General features: G+C 64.8%; 16 protein-coding genes. 5 read left to right on the forward strand and 11 right to left on the reverse strand.

The window, feature by feature from the left end; all coding sequences use genetic code 11:
• Nucleotides 1-263: 263 nt before the first annotated feature.
• The 4 genes from NJG22_RS03610 to NJG22_RS03625 form a co-directional block, all read right to left on the reverse strand.
• Nucleotides 264-638, reverse strand: a complete 375-nt coding sequence (locus tag NJG22_RS03610; RefSeq protein WP_253092643.1) for a helicase — start codon at nt 636-638, stop codon at nt 264-266.
• Between the two features lie 133 nt (nt 639-771).
• Nucleotides 772-1,068 (reverse strand): HU family DNA-binding protein, encoded by a 297-nt coding sequence (locus NJG22_RS03615; protein ID WP_253092645.1) that lies wholly within the window; start codon nt 1,066-1,068, stop codon nt 772-774.
• Between the two features lie 188 nt (nt 1,069-1,256).
• Nucleotides 1,257-2,405, reverse strand: coding sequence for an FAD-dependent oxidoreductase (locus NJG22_RS03620; RefSeq protein WP_253092647.1), 1,149 nt, complete (start codon nt 2,403-2,405; stop codon nt 1,257-1,259).
• A gap of 35 nt (nt 2,406-2,440) precedes the next feature.
• Nucleotides 2,441-2,608 carry a rubredoxin gene (locus NJG22_RS03625; protein ID WP_028689962.1) on the reverse strand — a complete coding sequence of 56 codons (168 nt, stop codon included), beginning with the start codon at nt 2,606-2,608 and terminating at the stop codon, nt 2,441-2,443.
• Between the two features lie 185 nt (nt 2,609-2,793).
• On the opposite strand from NJG22_RS03625, the gene NJG22_RS03630 reads away from it, so the two are divergent.
• Both NJG22_RS03630 and ubiA read left to right on the forward strand, forming a co-directional pair.
• Nucleotides 2,794-3,351, forward strand: coding sequence for a chorismate lyase (locus NJG22_RS03630; protein ID WP_253092649.1), 558 nt, complete (start codon nt 2,794-2,796; stop codon nt 3,349-3,351).
• Entirely contained in the window at nt 3,351-4,241 is an 891-nt protein-coding gene (gene ubiA, locus NJG22_RS03635) for a 4-hydroxybenzoate octaprenyltransferase (protein ID WP_253092651.1), read from the forward strand. The genes NJG22_RS03630 and ubiA overlap by 1 nt, the downstream gene beginning before the upstream one ends.
• Before the next feature lie 86 nt (nt 4,242-4,327).
• Here ubiA and NJG22_RS03640 read toward each other — a convergent pair whose 3' ends face one another.
• Nucleotides 4,328-4,699 (reverse strand): hypothetical protein, encoded by a 372-nt coding sequence (locus NJG22_RS03640; RefSeq protein ID WP_253092653.1) that lies wholly within the window; start codon nt 4,697-4,699, stop codon nt 4,328-4,330.
• A 175-nt stretch (nt 4,700-4,874) separates the two neighbouring features.
• On the opposite strand from NJG22_RS03640, the gene phoB reads away from it, so the two are divergent.
• From phoB to NJG22_RS03655, 3 genes are all read left to right on the forward strand, one after another.
• Nucleotides 4,875-5,564: a phosphate regulon transcriptional regulator PhoB gene (gene phoB, locus NJG22_RS03645; protein WP_003253341.1), complete on the forward strand. Its 690-nt coding sequence runs from the start codon at nt 4,875-4,877 to the stop codon at nt 5,562-5,564.
• A gap of 73 nt (nt 5,565-5,637) precedes the next feature.
• The gene (gene phoR / locus NJG22_RS03650; RefSeq protein ID WP_253093083.1) at nt 5,638-6,909 is read left to right on the forward strand and encodes a phosphate regulon sensor histidine kinase PhoR; all 1,272 of its coding nucleotides are present in this window, start codon (nt 5,638-5,640) and stop codon (nt 6,907-6,909) included.
• 140 nt (nt 6,910-7,049) lie between these two features.
• The gene (locus tag NJG22_RS03655; RefSeq protein WP_217851694.1) at nt 7,050-8,390 is read left to right on the forward strand and encodes a hemolysin family protein; all 1,341 of its coding nucleotides are present in this window, start codon (nt 7,050-7,052) and stop codon (nt 8,388-8,390) included.
• Nucleotides 8,391-8,451: 61 nt separating this feature from the next.
• On the opposite strand, the gene NJG22_RS03660 is transcribed toward NJG22_RS03655, so the two are convergent.
• The 6 genes from NJG22_RS03660 to NJG22_RS03685 all read right to left on the reverse strand — a co-directional run bounded on the left by NJG22_RS03660 (nt 8,452) and on the right by NJG22_RS03685 (nt 16,339).
• Nucleotides 8,452-9,351: a M23 family metallopeptidase gene (locus NJG22_RS03660; protein WP_253092655.1), complete on the reverse strand. Its 900-nt coding sequence runs from the start codon at nt 9,349-9,351 to the stop codon at nt 8,452-8,454.
• A gap of 189 nt (nt 9,352-9,540) precedes the next feature.
• Complete coding sequence (locus NJG22_RS03665) at nt 9,541-10,449, reverse strand: response regulator (RefSeq protein WP_134689169.1); 909 nt, start codon at nt 10,447-10,449, stop codon at nt 9,541-9,543.
• A 163-nt stretch (nt 10,450-10,612) separates the two neighbouring features.
• Nucleotides 10,613-11,383: a phosphate signaling complex protein PhoU gene (gene phoU, locus NJG22_RS03670; RefSeq protein ID WP_253092657.1), complete on the reverse strand. Its 771-nt coding sequence runs from the start codon at nt 11,381-11,383 to the stop codon at nt 10,613-10,615.
• 73 nt (nt 11,384-11,456) lie between these two features.
• Complete coding sequence (pstB, locus tag NJG22_RS03675; protein WP_011536433.1) at nt 11,457-12,290, reverse strand: phosphate ABC transporter ATP-binding protein PstB; 834 nt, start codon at nt 12,288-12,290, stop codon at nt 11,457-11,459.
• 72 nt (nt 12,291-12,362) lie between these two features.
• Entirely contained in the window at nt 12,363-14,033 is a 1,671-nt protein-coding gene (pstA, locus tag NJG22_RS03680) for a phosphate ABC transporter permease PstA (RefSeq protein WP_253092659.1), read from the reverse strand.
• Nucleotides 14,034-14,050: 17 nt separating this feature from the next.
• Nucleotides 14,051-16,339 carry an ABC transporter permease subunit gene (locus NJG22_RS03685; protein WP_253092661.1) on the reverse strand — a complete coding sequence of 763 codons (2,289 nt, stop codon included), beginning with the start codon at nt 16,337-16,339 and terminating at the stop codon, nt 14,051-14,053.
• Between the last annotated feature and the right edge of the window lie 64 nt (nt 16,340-16,403).

A 16,403-nucleotide genomic window follows, 5' to 3' on the forward strand; every position in this document is an offset into this window, starting at 1 on the left:
GCGGCCTTGTGTCGCGAAAGGGTCGCAAAGCGACCCCCCGGCAATCTTGAATTGGAGTGGTCATATCCCCGTAGAAGCGCCCCATTCGCTGCACAAGGCCGCGCCTACAGGCGACCGCGCCCTCCTGTAGGAGCGGCCTTGTGTCGCGAAAGGGTCGCAAAGCGACCCCCCGGCAATCTTGAATTGGAGTGGTCATATCCCCGTAGAAGCGGCCTATTCGCTGCACAAGGCCGCTCCTGCAGAGAAGCCCTGCACCTGAAATTTCAGGCTTTCTTCTTCGGCTTCAGGTACTTCATCAAGCCCTGGAACCAGATCACCAGCGCCGGATTGCCTTTGATCTGGATGCTCTTGTCCTGGATCCCCTGCATGAACGCCAGCTGCTTGTTACCGGCCTGCAGCGTGGCGAACCCGTAAGCGGCGTCCTTGAAGGCGATGGCGAAAGCCGGCTGCGGGTGCAGGCCACCCTGGCTGGTGATGCGCAAGTCCTTGACGATGAAGTGCCGGGCCACCTTGCCGTCGAGGGTCTGCATCTGGAACACCAGGTCCTTGTCCTGCAACTGCTGCTGGAACGCCGGGTTGTTGCGGCTGGCCTTGGCCATCAGCAAGCCCATGGCCCAGAGAAGAAAGCGAAACTTCATCAACACGCCTCGAATGAAAAGTGACTGAGTCGCGCAGTTTATCCGTTTCTCGCCCTGTTTATGCAAGTTCGCCGCATTTGCTTACCAGAAACGCAACGGGCGCCTTAAGGCGCCCGTCTCGATCGCTTGTCGATCACTTTTTCTTGACAGGCTTGGCCGGTGCGTTGACGCTGTCACGCAGGTTCTTGCCCGGCTTGAAGGCGACGGTGTTGCTGGCCTTGATCTTCACCGGCTCGCCGGTCTGCGGGTTCTTGCCGGTGCGGGCGCCACGGTGGCGTTTTTCGAAGGTGCCGAAACCAACCAGGGTGACGGTGTCCTTGTCGAGCGCGCCGGTGATGCTGTCGAGAATCGCGTTGAGGACAATATTGGCCTTTTCCTTGGTCAGATCGGCCTTTTCGGCGATGACGGCGGCGAGTTCTGGTTTACGCATAGTGAAGCCTCTTTGACGGGATTTCTTGTTGTTATGCCGTGCTGCCGAATCGAGCAGCGCTCAAGGCACCGCAGGCTCTAGCCTGCGGTAGACGTCAGTGAGGATGGCACGCCGGCCAGGGCCGCGCCAGTATCTGGGCGGCCATTGTCGCGGCAAGAACAGGATAATTCCGACAGAACGCCCGCTATTTACGCCATGAGGGCGGGTAACTGCCGATTCAAAGCCAGTTTTTCCATGACCGCGCCGCCGGTCAGGGCATAGCCCAGCAACTGCCCATCCGCGCCGTGGCAGAGCACTTTGAGGTCGGCGCCGCTCCCTTCGACCACCCAGGTACCCTCATGGCCGGCAGGCGGTGGCGAGACCACCAAGGGACAAGCCGGGGTCTTCACCGTGACCGGCATCGGCCCGTAGCTGACCGTGGTCGGATTGCCCGCCAGGGTCTGGGCCAGGGCGCGGGCGCAGGTCATCAAGGGCATCACGTACAGCAGGTTGATGCCGTCGACCTCGGCGCAGTCGCCCAGGGCGAAGATATTGGCGTGGGAGGTGCGCAGCTGGCGGTCGACCACCACGCCACGGTTGACCTGCAAGCCCGCCGCCGCCGCCAGGTCGGTGCGTGGACGCAAGCCGATGGCCGACACCACCAAGTCGCAGGGGAGCACGCTGCCATCGGACAGGTGCGCCTCGAGCGCCTCCCCTGCACGTAGCAGGCGGGTCAGCACCGGACCGAGGTGAAAACGCACGCCCAGCCCTTCCAGGCCTGCCTGCACGGCCGCCGCCGCCGCCGGGTGCAGCAGGGTCGGCATCACCTGTTCACAGGGGGCGACGACCTCGCACTGCAGGCCGCCCAGGCTGAGGTCATTGGCGAATTCGCAACCGATCAGGCCGGCACCGAGGATCAGTACACGCTGCTTGCCCGCGGCGGCGGCGCGAAAGCGTGCGTAGTCCTCCAGGTCGTTGATTGGGAAGATCAGCTCGCCCGCATCGCCTTCGACCGGCACCTGCACGGTCTGCGCGCCCCAGGCCAGCACCAGGTCGCGGTACTCGACCGCCTCCTCGCCGATCCACAGGCGCTTGTGGCCCGGATCGATGCCGCTGATGCGGGTGTGGGTGCGGATCTCGGCCTTGAGTTGCTCGGCCATGGCGCCAGGCTCGGCCATGCACAGGCCGTCGGCGTCCTTGTGCTTGGCGAAGCCGGTGGAAAGCATGGGTTTGGAATACGAGCGACCGTCATCGGCGGTGATCAGCAACAAAGGCGTGTCGCCGTCGAGCTTGCGAAACTCGCGCGCCAGGTTGTAGCCGGCCAAGCCGGTGCCAATGATCACCACAGGAGACGTCATGTCGTGCATTCCTTATTCAGAACTTGAGGGTTCGATCAGCCGATGGCGATCATTTCGAAGTCGCTCTTGCCCACGCCGCAGTCGGGGCACAGCCAATCTTCCGGCACATCTTCCCAGCGGGTGCCGGGGGCGATGCCGTCATCCGGCCAGCCTTGGGCTTCGTCGTAGATCAGGCCACAGACAATGCATTGCCACTTTTTCATTCGATGCTGTTCCTTGGTCAGGCTCGGGAGTGCGTTGCCGCTGATGGTGGGCGCGGGACAACCCGCTGCAAGACCATCGCGCAATCTTTGGTGGGCTTTTTTACTGGCCCTGCTGGCAGGATGCAAGCCACAAGGGCAAACATGCTAAGCTCGCCGCCTCTCTGGCCTGTATCAAGCATACCGACGTGCCGTACGAAACCCCGCAAGCAGCCGCTGTCGCGTGGCTGCCGTATCCACAGCTGGCGAATACGCTCGACCAGCCGACTTTGGACTGGCTGTTCGACGAAGGCTCCCTGACCCGCCGCCTGACCCGCCTCTCCCACGACCACTTCAGCGTCACGCCCCTGTTCGAGGGCTGGCAGGCGCTGCGCGACGACGAATGCGCGGCCCTGGGCCTGGCGCCCGGCGCACAAGGCTGGGTGCGCGAGGTGTACCTGCGTGGCCATGGCCAGCCGTGGGTGTTCGCCCGCAGCGTGGCCGGGCGCTGCGTCCTGGAGCGCGGTGGCCTCGACCTGGAAACCCTGGGCAGCCGCTCGCTCGGTGAGCTGCTGTTCTGCGATCAGGCGTTCGTCCGCCATCCCATCGAAGCCTGCCGTTATCCACAGGCCTGGCTCCCCGCCGAGGCCGCCCAGGCCGGGCTGTGGGGCCGGCGCTCACGTTTCGAGCGCGCCGGCCTCGACCTGCTGGTGGCCGAGATCTTCCTGCCGACCCTGTGGGCTGCGGCCCAGGAGGCGAACCACTGATGTACCTGAACCTGCTCAAGTCGCTCAATCGCCTGCACCCCAGGGCCTGGGACTTCATCCAGCTCAGCCGCATGGACCGCCCCATCGGTATCTACTTGCTGCTGTGGCCGACCCTGGTCGCGGTGTGGATCGCCGGCAACGGCGCGCCGAGCCTGAAGAACGTGCTGATCTTCGCCCTCGGCGTGGTGCTGATGCGCGCCGCGGGCTGCTGCATCAACGATTTCGCCGACCGCAAGGTCGATGGCCACGTCAAGCGCACCGCCGACCGGCCACTGGCCAGCGGCCGGGTCAAGCCGCGCGAGGCCCTGGCGTTGTTCGCGGTGCTGGTGGCGGTGAGCTTCCTGCTGGTGCTGTGCACCAACGCCGCCACGGTGTGGCTGTCGTTCGGCGCGGTGGCCCTGGCGTTCTGCTACCCGTTCATGAAGCGCTACACCTACTACCCACAGGTGGTGCTGGGCGCGGCCTACTCCTGGGGCATCCCCATGGCCTTCACCGCTGCTGGCGGCGAGCTGCCGGCCAGTGCCTGGCTGCTGTACCTGGCCAACCTGCTGTGGACGGTGGGCTACGACACCTATTACGCCATGGTCGACCGTGACGACGACCTGAAGATCGGGGTGAAATCCACCGCGATCCTGTTCGGCGAGGCCGACCGGGTGATCATCCTGACCCTGCAGCTGCTGTCGCTGGGCTGCCTGTTGCTGGCCGGCAACCGTTTCGAGCTGGGCGGCTGGTTCCACCTGGGGCTGCTGGCAGCGGCCGTGTGCTTTGCCTGGGAGTACTGGTCGACGCGCAAGCTGGACCGCGACGCCTGCTTCAAGGCGTTCCTGCACAACCATTGGGCGGGGATGCTGATCTTCATCGGGGTGGTACTGGATTACGCCGTGCGCTGACGCCACCGGCCTCGTTCGCCGGCAAGCCGGCTCCTACAAGCTGATGTTGCAGGAGCCGGCTTGCCGGCGAACAGGGCATCACTGGCTCAGGGCTTGGCCACGTGCCAGACGTCCTTCATGCCATCGCCGGTGGTATCCCCGGCCTTCTTGTCCTTGACGAAGGTATACAACGGCTTGCCATCGTAGGCCCACTGCATCGATCCATCGTCGCGGGTGACGTGGCTCCACTTGTCCTTCGGCGCCTCGTCGTCCTTCTTGACCATCAGCGGCGGCCAATTCTTGGCACATTCGCCGCTGCACACGGACTTGCCGCCAGCATCCTTGTCGAAGGTGTACAGGGTCATGCCGTCGTGATCGACCCACATGCCGTCCTTCTCCATGGCGTGATGAGCCGACGCCACCCCCGGCACTGCCAGCGCAGCGCAAAGGGCCATCCAGCTCAGCGTATGTCGTGTCATTGGAATCACCATCGTTTCGGGGGTGGAAGAAGTGTTGCCCGCCGCCTTGGCGGCCCCTAGAAGCCTAGTCCAGTCACGCCATGTCGCCAGAACCGCCCATGAGCTGTCACACAGCTGCAATAATTCCGTTATCTAATGCGGGCCAAGACATCGTTCCTGGGAGAGGTAATTGAGCATGGTTGGCAGAAACATTCTGATCGTCGACGACGAAGCGCCTATCCGCGAGATGATCGCCGTTGCATTGGAAATGGCCGGCTATGACTGCCTCGAGGCGGAGAACTCGCAGCAGGCCCACGCCATCATCGTCGACCGCAAGCCGGACCTGATCCTGCTCGACTGGATGCTGCCGGGCACCTCGGGCATCGAACTGGCCCGACGCCTCAAGCGCGACGAGCTGACCGGCGACATCCCGATCATCATGCTCACCGCCAAGGGCGAAGAGGACAACAAGATCCAGGGCCTGGAAGTCGGCGCCGACGACTACATCACCAAGCCGTTCTCGCCCCGCGAACTGGTCGCGCGCCTGAAGGCCGTGCTGCGCCGCACCGGCCCGAGCGACAGCGAGGCCCCCATCGAGGTGGGCGGCCTGCTGCTCGACCCGATCAGCCACCGGGTGACCATCGACGGCAAGCCCGCCGAGATGGGCCCCACCGAATACCGCCTGTTGCAGTTCTTCATGACCCACCAGGAGCGTGCCTACACCCGCGGCCAGCTGCTCGACCAGGTCTGGGGCGGCAACGTCTACGTCGAGGAGCGCACTGTCGACGTGCACATCCGGCGCCTGCGCAAGGCACTGGGTGAAGCCTACGAAAATCTGGTACAAACCGTCCGCGGCACCGGCTATCGCTTCTCGACCAAAAGCTGAGCGAAGCCCCTGGCGCCCGCTGTACAAGGACTGTCAATTGAACCAGAACTGGCACGCGACCCTGATTCGCCACATGTTGCTGCTGATCACCGCCTGCCTGATCGGCGGCCTGGTCAGCGGCTATTACGGCTGGTGCCTGGCCATCGGCCTGGCGCTCTACCTGGCCTGGACGCTCAAGCAACTGCTGCGCCTGCACGATTGGCTGCGCAACCACCAACCCGACGAAGCACCACCCGACGGCTACGGCTTGTGGGGCGAAGTGTTCGACAGCATCTACCACCTGCAACGCCGCGACCAACGCGTGCGCGGCCGCCTGCAGGCGGTGATCGACCGGGTCCAGGAGTCCACCGCCGCGCTGCGCGACGCGGTGATCATGCTCGACAGCGACGGCAACCTCGAATGGTGGAACCGCGCCGCCGAGACCCTGCTGGGCTTCAAGACCCCGCAGGACGGTGGCCAACCGGTGACCAACCTGGTCCGCCACCCCCGGTTCAAGGAGTACTTCGAGTCGCAGAACTACGCCGAACCGCTGGAAATCCCCTCGCCGATCAACGATCGCCTGCGCGTGCAACTGCACCTCACCCGCTATGGCAACAACGAACACCTGATGCTGGTGCGCGATGTCACCCGCATCCACCAGCTCGAGCAGATGCGCAAGGACTTCGTCGCCAACGTCTCCCACGAGCTGCGCACGCCGCTGACGGTGATCACCGGTTACCTGGAGACCCTGCTGGACAATGTCGAGGAGGTGAACCCACGCTGGAGCCGCGCCCTGCAGCAAATGAACCAGCAAGGCGCGCGCATGCAGACGCTGCTCAACGACCTGCTGCTACTGGCCAAGCTCGAAGCCACCGACTACCCGTCGGACAACCAGCCGGTGCTGGTCGATAGCTTGCTCGGCGCCATCAAGAACGACGCCCAGGCGCTGTCCGGCCCGCGCAACCAGCGCATCACCCTGGAAGCGACCCCCGGCATTCGCCTCAAAGGCAGTGAGTCGGAGCTGCGCAGCGCCTTCTCCAACCTGGTGTTCAACGCCGTCAAGTACACCCAGGACCAAGGCAATATCCGCATCCGCTGGTGGGCCGACGAACAGGGCGCGCACCTGAGCGTGCAGGACTCCGGGGTGGGCATCGACGCCAAGCACCTGCCCCGCCTGACCGAGCGCTTCTACCGCGTCGACTCCAGCCGCGCTTCCAACACCGGCGGCACCGGGCTTGGCCTGGCGATCGTCAAGCACGTGCTGATGCGCCACCGTGGCCGCCTGGAAATCAGCAGCGTGCCGGGGCATGGCAGCACCTTCACCTGCCACTTCGCGCCGGCGCAATTGGTCACGAATCGGGAATGAACGTTGGCGGGCTTGCCCCGCGACAGGACGCCTCCCCTTTGCTTTTGCGCCTCCAACCGCTACATTGGATCCCCTGTGCCAGCCATCGCTGGCACTTTTTTTCTTCCATTCTCAAAGACGGACCCCGTAAAAACTCCATCATGGACCCTTCCCCTGGTATCAGCCTCACCTCGTTGTTCGCCGATTTCGGCATGATTCTCTTCGCCTTGTTCCTGGTGCTGCTCAACGGCTTCTTCGTCGCCGCCGAGTTCGCCATGGTCAAGCTGCGCGCCACCCGCGTCGAGTCCATCGCCGAGCTGCATGGCTGGCGCGGCAGCATCCTGCGCAAGGTGCACAACCAACTCGACGCCTATCTCTCGGCCTGCCAGCTGGGTATCACCCTGGCCTCGCTAGGCCTGGGCTGGGTCGGCGAGCCGGCGTTCGCCCACCTGCTCGAGCCGCTGCTGGCCTATGTCGGCGTCGACACCCCAGAGCTGATCAAGGCGATCTCGTTCTTCGTCGCCTTCTTCGTGATCTCCTACCTGCATATCGTGGTCGGCGAACTGGCGCCCAAGTCGTGGGCAATCCGCAAGCCCGAGCTGCTGTCGCTGTGGACCGCCGTGCCGCTGTACCTGTTCTACTGGGCGATGTACCCGGCCATCTACCTGCTCAACGCCAGCGCCAACACCATCCTGCGCATCGCCGGGCAAGGCGAGCCGGGCCCGCACCACGAGCACCACTACAGCCGCGAGGAGCTCAAGCTGATCCTGCACTCCAGCCGCGGCCAGGACCCGAGCGACCAGGGCATGCGCGTGCTGGCCTCGGCGGTGGAGATGGGCGAGCTGGAGGTGGTCGACTGGGCCAACTCGCGCGAGGACATGGTCAGCATCGATGCCCGCGCGCCGCTCAAGGAGATCCTCGCGCTGCTGCGCCGGCACAAGTTCAGCCGCTACCCGGTGTACGATGCCGAGCGCGAGGAATTCACCGGCCTGCTGCACATCAAGGACCTGCTGCTGGAGTTGGCCGAGCTGGATCACCTGCCCGAGACCATCGACCTCGAAGACCTCGCGCGCCCGCTGGAGCGCGTTTCCCGGCACATGCCGCTGTCCCAGCTGCTGGAGCAGTTCCGCAAGGGCGGCGCGCACTTCGTGCTGGTCGAGGAAGCCGACGGCAAGGTGATCGGCTACCTGACCATGGAAGACGTGCTGGAAGTGCTGGTCGGCGATATCCAGGACGAGCACCGCAAGACCGAGCGCGGCATCCTCGCCTACCAGCCGGGCAAGCTGCTGGTGCGTGGCGACACCCCGCTGTTCAAGGTCGAGCGCCTGCTGGGCGTGGACCTGGACCATATCGAGGCGGAAACCCTGGCCGGGCTGGTCTACGAGACCCTCAAGCGGGTGCCCGAGGAAGAGGAAGTGCTGGAGGTCGAAGGCCTGCGCATCATCATCAAGAAGATGAAAGGGCCGAAGATCGTGCTGGCCAAGGTGCTCAAGCTGGATTGAGTCCCTTCTTCAGGCTGGCGTAGCGCTTGCTCCGGCTAGCGCTTCCACAGCGACAGCGTGCTTAGGGGTTGCCGGCGGTAAAGTCCGGCAACCCGCCAAGCGGTCGGTCGAACTGATACGGTATCGACTCCAGTGCCAAACCCACGTTGCGCTGCACCACGAAATGCAGGTGCGGCCCACTGCTGTTGCCGGTATTGCCCGACTTGGCCAACGCCTGCCCCTGGGCCACGCGCTGCCCCTCGCCCACCACCACCGAACCGCGCATCAGGTGCAGGTACACGCCCATGGTGCCGTCTGGGTGCAGGATCCTGACGAAATTGCCCGACGGGTTGGTGCCACGCCCGCTCTGGTTGTTCTCGATCTTCACCACCACCCCGCCGCGGGCGGCAATGATCGGCGTGCCTTCGGGCATGGCGATGTCCATGGCGTAGCGGCCCTTGGGCCCGAAATGGCTGAAACGGCCATTGGGCCCCTGGCTCAGGCGGAACGGCCCGCCCTTCCACGGAAACGGGTAGCGGTAGCCCTGCGGGCGCTGGCCCGGATCGCCCATGGCGTAGCGGAACTGGGTGGCGTACCTGAGCCGCCCGCCCTGGCGGGCCTGCACCACGCTGAGCACCTGGGTCGAGCGCGGCGGCACCAGGCGCCGGACGATGCGAGGCGCATTACCGCCCTGGGCATTGGCCAGGCGCTCGACCCGCAGCTCCACTTCCATTGCCACGAACAGCTCGTTGCGTGCGACAAAGCGCACGCCACTGGCCAGGACTTCGGTCTTCAGCCGCACCTGGCCGTCAAGGCGCTCGACCATCGGCTCGCGGAACACGAAAGCCCTGGCACCCGGGCTGGGGCGGTCGGAATAGGAGACCACGCCAAAGGTATCGGTGGTCTTGTAGATGGTCATGCCCAGGCTCGACGCCGAGGCCGTGAGCAAGGCACAGAACAGCAGCAGGCGGACGGGCGGCATGATGGTGGCTTTTTGACAGTTGTGTTCTGTCGAAGCCTAGCAGCCGGATTTGAGAGGGATATGACAGTTGGTCGGGTGACCAGTAGGAGCCCGCCTTGCTGGCCAAGCAAGCGTCGCGGTGCCTGGCACCGGCTGCGCCGGTGTTCGCCGGCAAGCCGGCTCCTACGGGGTCAGGGCAGCAAACCGATATCAGGCGCCTGGGGTGAAGTGCTTCTGCGCGGTGCCCCGGGCGATCAGCCGCGACAGGTAGTCGAGCTTCTGCGCATCCTGGTCGACGAACTTGAAGGTCAGTTGCAGCCAGTCGCTCTCAGGCTTGGGCTCCAGCGCCGCGATGGCGTGCAGGTAGCCGTTCAGCCGCGCGGTCTCGGCGTTCTCGCCCTGCTCCAGATCCAGCACCGCACCTTCGAGCACCTGTGGCAGGTTGGCGCTGCGACGCACCACCAGCAGCGCCTCCTTGAGGCTCAGGGCCTTGATCACGCACGGCTGGGTGCCACTGGCCAGGCGCAACTGGCCTTGGCCACGGCCGCTCTGCGCCGAAGCGGCGGCGCTCTTGGGCGTCGGCGCGTTGATCAGCGGCTTGGCCGCCGGCGCTGCTGCCACGGCCGGCGCGGCGACCTTGGCCGCTTCCGGGCGACCGCCGGTCAGGGCGCTCAGCGAGTCGTTGGCAAACGCCGAGTTGACCCGCGCCGGCGCGCTGGCCATCAGGCTGTCGAGCTTGCCGATCTTGGTCAGCGACTTCTTCACCTTGGTCAACAGCTGCTCGTTGGTGAACGGCTTGCCGACGAAATCGGAAACACCGGCCTGGATAGCCTGGATCACGTTTTCCTTGTCACCACGGCTGGTCACCATGATGAACTGCATGGTCTTCATCTCTTCCTGCTGGCGGCACCAGGTCAGCAGTTCGAGGCCGGACATCTCCGGCATTTCCCAGTCGCACAGGACCAGGTCGAAACGTTCCTTGCTCAGCATGGCCATGGCCTTGCGGCCGTTGACCGCATCCTCGATCACCATGCCCGGGAAGGCATTTCGCAGGCACTTCCTCACCAGATCGCGGATGAACGGCGCGTCATCCACAACCAGTACATTGACTTTACTCATCGATACTCCTCTTGAATCCCGACTAGCATACCGCCGACTGATGGCCATTTGCCAAACCACTGGTCACGCCGGGACTTCTCACACGGTTCGCGGGTGCCTGCTGGTGCTCGACCGCAAACGAAAACGCCCGGCGAGTGCCGGGCGTTCATGCTCGGGAGCAACCTTATTTATCGTCCGGTTCAGCCGGAACATTAGCGATTTCGCCGTCATCGAACGCTGCGCCCTGCACCTCGGCCTTCATGCGCTTGAGGCCCATGTGGCGCACGTCGGTGCCGCGCACCAGGTAGATCACCAGTTCCGAGATGTTGCGCGCGTGGTCGCCGATGCGCTCCAGCGAACGCAGGGCCCAGATCACGCTCAACACGCGGGAGATCGAGCGCGGATCTTCCATCATGTAGGTGACCAGTTCGCGCAGCGCGGTCTTGTACTCGCGGTCGATGGTCTTGTCGTACTGGGCCACCGACAGCGCCAGGTCGGCGTCGAAGCGGGCGAAGGCGTCCAGGGCATCGCGGACCATGTTGCGCACCTGGTCGCCGATGTGGCGCACCTCGACGTAGCCGCGTGGCGACTCGCCTTCCTCGCACAGCTGGATGGCGCGGCGGGCGATCTTGGTCGACTCGTCGCCGATGCGCTCGAGGTCGATCACCGACTTGGAGATGCTGATGATCAGGCGCAGGTCGGAGGCCGCCGGCTGGCGACGAGCGAGGATGCGCACGCATTCCTCGTCGATGTTGCGCTCCATCTGGTTGATCTGTTCGTCGACCTCGCGCACCTGCTGGGCCAGGCCCGAGTCGGCCTCGATCAGCGCGGTGACCGCGTCGTTCACCTGTTTCTCGACCAGGCCGCCCATGGCCAGGAGGTGGCTGCGCACCTCTTCGAGCTCGGCATTGAACTGCTGGGAGATGTGGTGGGTAAGGCTTTCTTTGTTGATCATCGTTTCGCTCCGCGAAGCAGCTGCAGGCTTCAAGTCGTTCGTGTCGTTCCCTGGCGTTCCTACCTTGCCGGTCTTAGCCGTAGCGACCGGTGATGTAGTCTTCGGTCTGCTTCTTCGCCGGGTTGGTGAACAGGGTGTCGGTATCACCGAATTCGACCAGTTTGCCCATGTACATGAACGCGGTGTAGTCCGAAACGCGGGCCGCCTGTTGCATGTTGTGGGTCACGATGACGATGGTGTACTTGGATTTCAATTCGTAGATCAGTTCTTCGACCTTCAGCGTCGAGATCGGGTCCAGCGCCGAGCACGGTTCGTCGAGCAGCAGCACTTCCGGCTCCACGGCGATGGTCCGGGCGATCACCAGGCGCTGCTGCTGTCCGCCGGACAGGCCCAGGGCCGAGTCGTGCAGGCGATCCTTCACTTCATCCCACAGCGCGGCGCCCTTGAGCGCCCATTCCACGGCCTCGTCGAGCACGCGCTTCTTGTTGATGCCCTGGATGCGCAGGCCGTAGACCACGTTCTCGTAGATGGTCTTGGGGAACGGGTTGGGCTTCTGGAACACCATGCCCACGCGGCGGCGCAGCTCGGCCACATCCTCGCCCTTGCGGTAGATGTTGTTGCCGTACAGGTTGATGGCACCTTCGACGCGGCAGCCATCGACCAGGTCGTTCATGCGGTTGAAGGTGCGCAGCAGCGTCGACTTGCCGCAGCCGGACGGGCCGATGAAGGCGGTCACGCGCTGCTTGGGGATGTTCATGCTGACGTCGAACAGCGCTTGCTTGTCGCCGTAGAACAGGGACAGGCCGGGGACTTCGATGGCCACGGTCTCTTCGGCCAGGCGCAGGCTCTGCTTGTCGCGGCCCAGGGCCGACATGTCGATGCCGTGGGCGTGGGATTCATGCTGCATGGTCAACTCCATACGCTATCAATTCGTTTCAAAGGGCCGCCCGTTGTTCGGGCGGCACGCTTGCAATCAGGATCAGTGGTCCAGGGCCTTGTACTTCTCGCGCAGGTGGTTACGGATCCACACCGCCGAGAGGTTGAGGGTGGCGATCACCAGCACCAGCAGCAGCGCGGTGGCGTACACCAGCGGCCGCGCGGCCTCGACGTTGGGGCTCTGGAAGCCGACGTCGTAGATGTGGAAGCCCAGGTGCATGATCTTCTGGTCCAGGTGCAGGTACGGGTAGTTGCCATCCAGCGGCAACGACGGCGCCAGCTTGACCACGCCCACCAGCATCAACGGCGCCACTTCGCCGGCAGCACGGGCCACGGCGAGGATCATGCCGGTCATCATGGCCGGACTGGCCATCGGCAGGACGATCTTCCACAGAGTCTCGGCCTTGGTCGCGCCCAGGGCCAGCGAGCCCTCGCGCACGGTACGCGGGATACGCGCCAGGCCTTCCTCGGTGGCCACGATCACCACCGGCACCGCCAGCAGCGCCAGGGTCAGCGAGGCCCACAGCAGGCCGGGGGTACCCAGGGTCGGCGCCGGCAGCGACTCGGGGAAAAACAGCCGGTCGATCGAGCCGCCCAGCACGTAGACGAAGAAGCCCAGGCCGAACACGCCGTAGACGATCGCCGGTACGCCGGCCAGGTTGTTCACCGCGATGCGGATCAGCCGGGTCACCGGGCCCTGCTTGGCGTATTCGCGCAGGTACACTGCGGCCAGCACGCCGAACGGGGTAACGATCACGGCCATGATCAGGGTCATCATCACGGTGCCGAAGATGGCCGGGAAGATCCCGCCTTCGGTGTTGGCCTCACGCGGGTCGTCGCTGAGGAACTCCCACACCTTGCTGAAATAGGCGCCCATCTTGGTCAGGCCGGACATGGCGTTCGGCTGGATCGCGTGGACCACCTTGCTCAGGTTGATCTCCACTTCGCGGCCATTGCCGTCGCGGGCCACCAGGCTGTCGCGGGCGAAGGCCTGGTGCAGGCCGGTCAGGCGCTCTTCGATGGCCTTGTAGCGGTTGTTCAGCTCGGCGCGTTCAGCGTCCATGTCGGCCTGGGCGGCGGCATCCAGCTTGCCGTCCAGCTCCAGCTTGCGGCTGTGCAGGCGCAGGCGTTCGAGGCCATGGTTGATGGCGCCGATGTCCTTCTTCTCCAGCTTCACCAGCTGGTCGTTGAGCTCGCTGGCGCGCTTGAGACGGGCCTGCAGCTCGTTCCAGGCCTCGGGGCCCTGGGCGACCACGCGGCCTTCTTCCTTGACGCTGACCAGGTAGCCGTAGAAGTTGCCCCACTCGCGGCGCTCCAGGGCGATCAGGTCGGCCGGCTTTTGCGGGTCCACCAGCCAGTCGCCGACCAGCCAGGTGAAGTCGCTGCCGTTGAGGTCGCGGTTGCCGACCTTGACCAGCTCGCGGGTCATGAACTCCGGGCCCTGGTCGGGCACCGGCAAACCGGCGCCCTTGAGCCGTTCACGGGGGACTTCTTCTTTCTGGACCACTTCACCGATGATCACATGGTCGGCCTGGCCCGGCACCTTGTAGGTAGCCTGGATCAGGTCGGCCGGCCAGAAGTGGCCCAGGCCGCGCACGGCGATCACGGCCAGCAGGCCGACGGTCATGATCACCGCCATGGCGACCGCGCCACCGCTGATCCAGACGCCTGGGGCGCCGCTCTTGAACCAGCCTTTGAGGGAATCCTTTTTCACGGATCTCTACCTTTCTATCAAAGCGACGAGTATTTCTTGCGCAGGCGCTGGCGAATCAGCTCGGCCAAGGTGTTCATCACGAAGGTGAACATCAGCAGCACGAGGGCGGCGAGGAACAGCACACGATAGTGGCTGCCGCCGACTTCCGATTCGGGCATTTCCACGGCCACGTTGGCGGCCAGGGTGCGCATGCCCTCGAACAGGTTCAGTTCCATCACCGGGGTGTTGCCGGTGGCCATCAGCACGATCATGGTCTCGCCCACCGCGCGGCCCATGCCGATCATCAGCGCCGAGAAGATACCCGGGCTGGCGGTGAGGATGACCACGCGGGTCAGGGTCTGCCACGGCGTCGCGCCCAGGGCCAGGGAGCCCAGGGTCAGGCTGCGCGGCACGCTGAACACGGCGTCCTCGGCGATGGAGTAGATGTTCGGGATGACCGCAAAGCCCATGGCGATACCGACCACCAGGGCGTTGCGCTGGTCGTAGGTGATGCCAAGGTCGTTGGTGATCCACAGGCGCATGTCGCCGCCGAAGAACCAGCTTTCGAGGAACGGGCTCATGGACAGGGCGAACCAGCCGATCGCGAGAATGACCGGGATCAGGATCGCCGCTTCCCAGCCATCCGGGATGCGCAGGCGGATCGACTCCGGCAGGCGGCTCCAGGCGAAACCGGCGACCAGGATGCCGATCGGCAGGATCAGCAACAGGCTGAACACGCCCGGCAGGTGGCCTTCGAGGTACGGCGCCAGGAACAGGCCGGCGAAGAAGCCGAGGATCACCGTCGGCATCGCCTCCATCAGCTCGATCACCGGCTTGACCTTGCGGCGCATGCCCGGGGCCATGAAGTAGGCGGTGTAGATCGCCGCGGCGATGGCCAGCGGCGCGGCCAGGATCATCGCGTAGAACGCGGCCTTGAGCGTACCGAAGGTCAGCGGCGACAGGCTCAGCTTGGGTTCGAAGTCGGTGTTCGAGGCGGTCGACTGCCAGACATACTTGGGCTCGTCGTAGTTCTCGTACCAGACCTTGCCCCACAGCGCGCTGAAGGAGATCTCAGGGTGCGGGTTGCGCAGGCTCAGGGGCAGCAGCTTGCCGCCCGCTTCGATGATGACGCGGTTGGCGCGCGGCGACAGGGCGAGAACACCCGCGCCCTCAGCCACCGGCTCGACCAGCAGGGTACGGTGCGCGGTGCTGTGGAATACGCCGAGCTTGCCATCGCTGTCCAGGGCGATGAAGCCCTTGCGGCGCTCCTCGGCGTCGATCTGCACCACCGGCGCCTTGCCCAGCTGGAAGCTGCGAATCAGCTTGAAGCGCGACTCGCCGTCCGGGTCGCGGGCCATGAACCACTGGCTCAGGCCACCCTTGGAATCGCCGAAGATCAGCGAGATGCCGCCGACCAGCTGGGCGGTCGCGGTGATTTCGGTGTCGCCGTTCTCGGACAGCTTGTAGCGCCCGTTGAGGCTCTTGTCGCGCAGGTTGAAGACATCGGCGCTGGCCCGGCCGTTGACCACGTACAGCCACTGCTGGCGCGGGTCGATGAAGATGTTCTTCACCGTCTCGGTCATCTGCGGCAGCTCGATGCGGTGCTGCTCGGTGGTGACCTCGCCGGTCATCATGTTCTCGGTACGCGCCAGCTCGATGACCTGCAGGTGCGAACCGGTGGAGCCGGCCAGCAGCAAGGTCTCGCCATTGACGTTGACGCTCACGTGCTCCAGCGCACGGCCCTGATCGTCGAGGGTGAAGGCGTCCTGACCATAGGGGAAGTCGATGCCCGCCTCGATGGTCTTCTTGTTGTCCGGGTAGGTGATCTTGTAGGTGTGGTGGAACACGATCGCCTGGCCGTTGGACAGGCCCAGCACCACCAGCGGGCTACCCGGTTGGTCGGTACTGATCGAACTGACCTGGGCACCGGCCGGCAGCGGCAGGTCGACGCGCTTCACCTCGGCACCGGTCTTGGTGTCGAAGAACAGCGCCTGGCCCTTGTCGGAAACGCGCATGCCCACCAGGTTCTGCTCCTCGAGGGCGATCAGCAGCGGCTTGCCGGCATCCTGCTGCAGCCAGGTCGGCTCCAGGGCTTTCTTGCTGGTCAGCTCGGCGCCCTGGAACAGCGGCAGCACCACGTAGGCCAGGTAGAAGAAGATCAGCGTGATCGCCGCCAGCACGGCCAGCCCGCCCACCAGGACGTACCAGCGGGTCAGGCGATCCTTGAGGGCGCGCAGGCGGCGCTTGCGTTGCAACTCGGGCGTATTGAAGTCAATCCGCACGGGAGGAGAATTTTGGGTCATGGTGGAGTTGGCCAGATCATTCATGCGCACACCCTAGCGGTCCCGTATGACAAAAACATGACAGTGCAGTGACGCAACAAAGCCCGAC

This window comes from Pseudomonas sp. VA159-2 (assembly GCF_024126635.1).
Taxonomy (GTDB): Bacteria; Pseudomonadota; Gammaproteobacteria; order Pseudomonadales; family Pseudomonadaceae; genus Aquipseudomonas; species Aquipseudomonas muyukensis.

Coding starts and splice junctions, on each gene's coding strand:
- NJG22_RS03610 (WP_253092643.1), bottom strand. CDS start 638: ATGAAGTTTCGCTTTCTTCTCTGGGCCATGGGCTTGCTGATGGCCAAG.
- NJG22_RS03615 (WP_253092645.1), bottom strand. CDS start 1,068: ATGCGTAAACCAGAACTCGCCGCCGTCATCGCCGAAAAGGCCGATCTG.
- NJG22_RS03620 (WP_253092647.1), bottom strand. CDS start 2,405: ATGACGTCTCCTGTGGTGATCATTGGCACCGGCTTGGCCGGCTACAAC.
- NJG22_RS03625 (WP_028689962.1), bottom strand. CDS start 2,608: ATGAAAAAGTGGCAATGCATTGTCTGTGGCCTGATCTACGACGAAGCC.
- ubiA (WP_253092651.1), top strand. CDS start 3,351: ATGTACCTGAACCTGCTCAAGTCGCTCAATCGCCTGCACCCCAGGGCC.
- NJG22_RS03640 (WP_253092653.1), bottom strand. CDS start 4,699: ATGACACGACATACGCTGAGCTGGATGGCCCTTTGCGCTGCGCTGGCA.
- phoB (WP_003253341.1), top strand. CDS start 4,875: ATGGTTGGCAGAAACATTCTGATCGTCGACGACGAAGCGCCTATCCGC.
- phoR (WP_253093083.1), top strand. CDS start 5,638: ATGTTGCTGCTGATCACCGCCTGCCTGATCGGCGGCCTGGTCAGCGGC.
- NJG22_RS03655 (WP_217851694.1), top strand. CDS start 7,050: ATGGACCCTTCCCCTGGTATCAGCCTCACCTCGTTGTTCGCCGATTTC.
- NJG22_RS03660 (WP_253092655.1), bottom strand. CDS start 9,351: ATGCCGCCCGTCCGCCTGCTGCTGTTCTGTGCCTTGCTCACGGCCTCG.
- NJG22_RS03665 (WP_134689169.1), bottom strand. CDS start 10,449: ATGAGTAAAGTCAATGTACTGGTTGTGGATGACGCGCCGTTCATCCGC.
- phoU (WP_253092657.1), bottom strand. CDS start 11,383: ATGATCAACAAAGAAAGCCTTACCCACCACATCTCCCAGCAGTTCAAT.
- pstB (WP_011536433.1), bottom strand. CDS start 12,290: ATGCAGCATGAATCCCACGCCCACGGCATCGACATGTCGGCCCTGGGC.
- NJG22_RS03685 (WP_253092661.1), bottom strand. CDS start 16,339: ATGAATGATCTGGCCAACTCCACCATGACCCAAAATTCTCCTCCCGTG.